Below are 2,820 nucleotides of genomic sequence, written 5' to 3'. Positions count from 1 at the left end.
CCTTCTCCAGCGTTCCGTAGTCGAGGCTGTGCAGCCACTCGTCCGGAACGAAACCCATGATCAGGTCACGGACGAGCTCCGGCGCCGAGAAGAGCAGCTTGTAGGAGGCGTCATCTTGCTGTTTCATCAGGCGATTTTACTGCCGGATGGCATTTTTAGCGAAGGGAATCGAGTGATCGATGCTACCGCTCGGGGGTCAGGTCTCGAATTGTTGCATCCGGTGGCGATGCGACAGTTCGGTGCCTGACCTCCCAGATTGTTGAAGAACGAACTGGATTGCCACGGCGCCACGCGCCTCGCAATGACGGCATTGCCCCCAGGCAGATTCGTCATCGCGAGCCCGCAGGGCGTGGCGATCCAGGGCGTAGATACTGTTATCGGGGGTCAGGATGCAACAATTTCAGACCTGCCCCCCATGATGCTTCATCTCCACAAACCCGTAGTTCGACATGCTCTTGAGCGTGCGCGACAGGTTGCCGGGCTTGCGACCCGTCATGTCGGCCAGTGAGGAAATTGCTGCATGGATTGGCGAACTGAGCGGCCAAGCGTCGCGCGGGCACTCCGACCGACTTCGAAGTGATCCCCATGCCGCTCGACCTTCGGCAAGTCCTCCCCGACGCCAGCGCCCTCAACGGGCAGCGCGAGGGCGATGAAGGAGTTCGTTAGGCGGTGGGGAGGGCGCTAGATCGCGAGGCGCAGAACGGCGAGTTTCGAGAAGATCAGGCGGTTCTGACCTCGTTGAGTAGGTCGGGGTGACGGTCCAGCAGTTTGAACAGCTTCACCAACGCCAGCGGCGGCTTGGTCTTGCCATTCTCGTAGCGCGAGAACGCATTGACACCGCCGCCAAATAGTTCGGCGGCTTCCCGCTGGTCAAGGTCGAGCTTCTTGCGCACGTTCGCGATGAAGCCCGGATCGACGATGGCCGCATTCACCTGCTTGGAGAATGCGCGCATTTCCCGCATGACACGGTTCGACTCCGCTGCATCCAGGATGGACTCGGCGCAGGCCGGGCAGAAGTCGCCAGTCACAGCCGAGATGAGGGTGGTTTCGCCCTTGTAGGTGTAGGGCAGGTCGCGGGTGTCGCGGATCAGTTCAGCCGCGCCGCAAACGGGGCATTTCATGTTTATAGCTCCTTGAAGGACACGATCAGCACGTCATCGATGACCGTCAACTTCAGGTATACGTCGCCCGCCTGCGTGCTTGGGCGGTACACGTCCTGCCATACCGTGTGATCGGCATGGGTGGTCATGCTCTTGTAGAAGTCCGCTGGTGCCAGCGCCATCACCACGTCCAGCATCTCGGAGAACGCAAGCCCCAACTCGTTTGCACCGGCTCGCGCCGCGTTCGTGGTGCGCACCTTGCCAGCCGCTACCAAGCCTTTGACGACGGTCAGATTGCAATGCGGGGTTCGTTTCTCCATAGGCGATTTATAACCTAGTTGGTTTATTTTGGCAAATTGGTTAGCGAATTCCGGGTAGTGTAGAGGACAGGTTCCCACCTGCCCTCCCTCCCCATCAAATCGTGGATGCGGTTTTCCCGCACACGGCTTTCAGATGTTCTTCACGCCCTCGAACGCATGCTTAGCATGACCAGGCCGGCCCGCGCGATCTTGCTGTCCTGCCCGCCCGGCCGGTGGCCGTGGTGCTCGGGGGTGGCGTCAGCGGCCCCCGCCCGCCGCAGCGCCCGGACCCCGACCTGGGTTCGGCGAAATCGCCACCCGCAACCAGACCGACGGCCTGCGCCTCACCTCGCCCCACGGCGAAATCATCCACCTCCGCCCCTCCGGCAACGCGCCCGAATTGAGGTGCTATGCCGAATCCGACACCCCGGAACGGGCGGAATATTGGTGCGGCAGACGCTCGCAGCCGTGCTACATCGTGGGGGTCAGGTCTGAAATTGTTGCATCGAGTGGCGAATGCTACTTCCAGGGGGTCAGGTCTCGAATTGTTGCATCCGGTGGCGATGCGACAGTTCGGGGCCTGACCTCCCGGATTGTTGAAGAACGAACTGGATTGCCACGGCGCTACGCGCCTCGCAATGACGGCAGCGGATGGGCGCGTTCATGATCCGCGGCGGCTTACGCTGCGCTGACTCGACCGACGAAGGAGCATGCATGACCGCGGCTGGCGATGCAAGGACGCGGGTCATGCTACTTCCGGGGGGTCAGGTCTCGAATTGTTGCATCCGGCTCGATGCGAGACCTGCCCCCCTTACGTTGAACGTCGCCGCTCAGCCGGAGCAAACCTCGTCGAGGCTCCCCGCGTCGAGGACCCGATCGCCCCAGAGCTCGATTTCCGCTGCTGACGCCTGGCTGATCCTCTGGATGAGATCGGGAGGTAACTGGCCGAAGCGGCGGGCGAGTTGGCGCTGCAGCAAGAGCGCTTCGCCCTTTTCAATGCCTTTCTCGATGCCTTTCTCGATGCCTTTCTCAATGCCTTTCTCGATTCCCCGCTGCTCGTGCTGCAGCGCCCACAGATCGAAGCGTTCAGCTAGCGTCATTTTCAGCTCCTTCAAGTCTTGTACCTTCGGCAGCACCAGCGAGTTTTTGCTCTGCCGCAACAGCACTGCGCGTAAAGTGATCGATGCTACCGCTCGGGGGTCAGGTCTCGAATTGTTGCATCCGGTGGCGATGCGACAGTTCGGTGCCTGACCTCCCAGATTGTTGAAGAACGAACTGGATTGCCACGGCGCTACGCGCCTCGCAATGAACTGTGCTTGTCGTCAAGCGAATTCTGGCGAAAATGATGTTTTTTGAGTAGCGACGGCGAAGGCTTGGCGAAGTAGTTTGTGGGCGATCGCAATGTTGATCACCTTAAAGGG

The 2,820-nt window shown here is 60.6% G+C and carries 4 protein-coding genes; 1 reads left to right on the top strand and 3 read right to left on the bottom strand.

Annotation, left to right across the window (positions count from 1 at the left end):
* Positions 1-719: 719 nt before the first annotated feature.
* Both CCR84_RS08345 and CCR84_RS08340 read right to left on the bottom strand, forming a co-directional pair.
* Positions 720-1,121, bottom strand: a complete 402-nt coding sequence (locus CCR84_RS08345; RefSeq protein ID WP_201211302.1) for a type II toxin-antitoxin system MqsA family antitoxin — start codon at positions 1,119-1,121, stop codon at positions 720-722.
* A gap of 2 nt (positions 1,122-1,123) precedes the next feature.
* On the bottom strand, positions 1,124-1,420 hold the full coding sequence (locus CCR84_RS08340; RefSeq protein ID WP_201211301.1) for a type II toxin-antitoxin system MqsR family toxin: 297 nt from the start codon (positions 1,418-1,420) through the stop codon (positions 1,124-1,126).
* Positions 1,421-1,709: 289 nt separating this feature from the next.
* On the opposite strand from CCR84_RS08340, the gene CCR84_RS16710 reads away from it, so the two are divergent.
* The gene (locus CCR84_RS16710; protein WP_201211303.1) at positions 1,710-2,066 is read left to right on the top strand and encodes a hypothetical protein; all 357 of its coding nucleotides are present in this window, start codon (positions 1,710-1,712) and stop codon (positions 2,064-2,066) included.
* A 163-nt stretch (positions 2,067-2,229) separates the two neighbouring features.
* Here the strand turns inward: CCR84_RS16710 and CCR84_RS08330 are convergent, their stop codons facing one another.
* Positions 2,230-2,499 carry a DUF4351 domain-containing protein gene (locus CCR84_RS08330; protein WP_201211299.1) on the bottom strand — a complete coding sequence of 90 codons (270 nt, stop codon included), beginning with the start codon at positions 2,497-2,499 and terminating at the stop codon, positions 2,230-2,232.
* Positions 2,500-2,820: the final 321 nt, after the last annotated feature.

It is taken from the genome of Rhodocyclus purpureus (assembly GCF_016653115.1).
GTDB lineage: Bacteria > Pseudomonadota > Gammaproteobacteria > Burkholderiales > Rhodocyclaceae > Rhodocyclus > Rhodocyclus purpureus.
The sequence above is the reverse complement of the archived record's forward strand: the minus strand, read 5'-3'. Positions and strand labels throughout refer to the sequence as shown.

Bases quoted from the DNA above. Each gene is read 5' to 3' on its own strand.
- CCR84_RS08330 (WP_201211299.1), bottom strand. From the start codon at position 2,499: ATGACGCTAGCTGAACGCTTCGATCTGTGGGCGCTGCAGCACGAGCAG.
- CCR84_RS08340 (WP_201211301.1), bottom strand. From the start codon at position 1,420: ATGGAGAAACGAACCCCGCATTGCAATCTGACCGTCGTCAAAGGCTTG.
- CCR84_RS08345 (WP_201211302.1), bottom strand. From the start codon at position 1,121: ATGAAATGCCCCGTTTGCGGCGCGGCTGAACTGATCCGCGACACCCGC.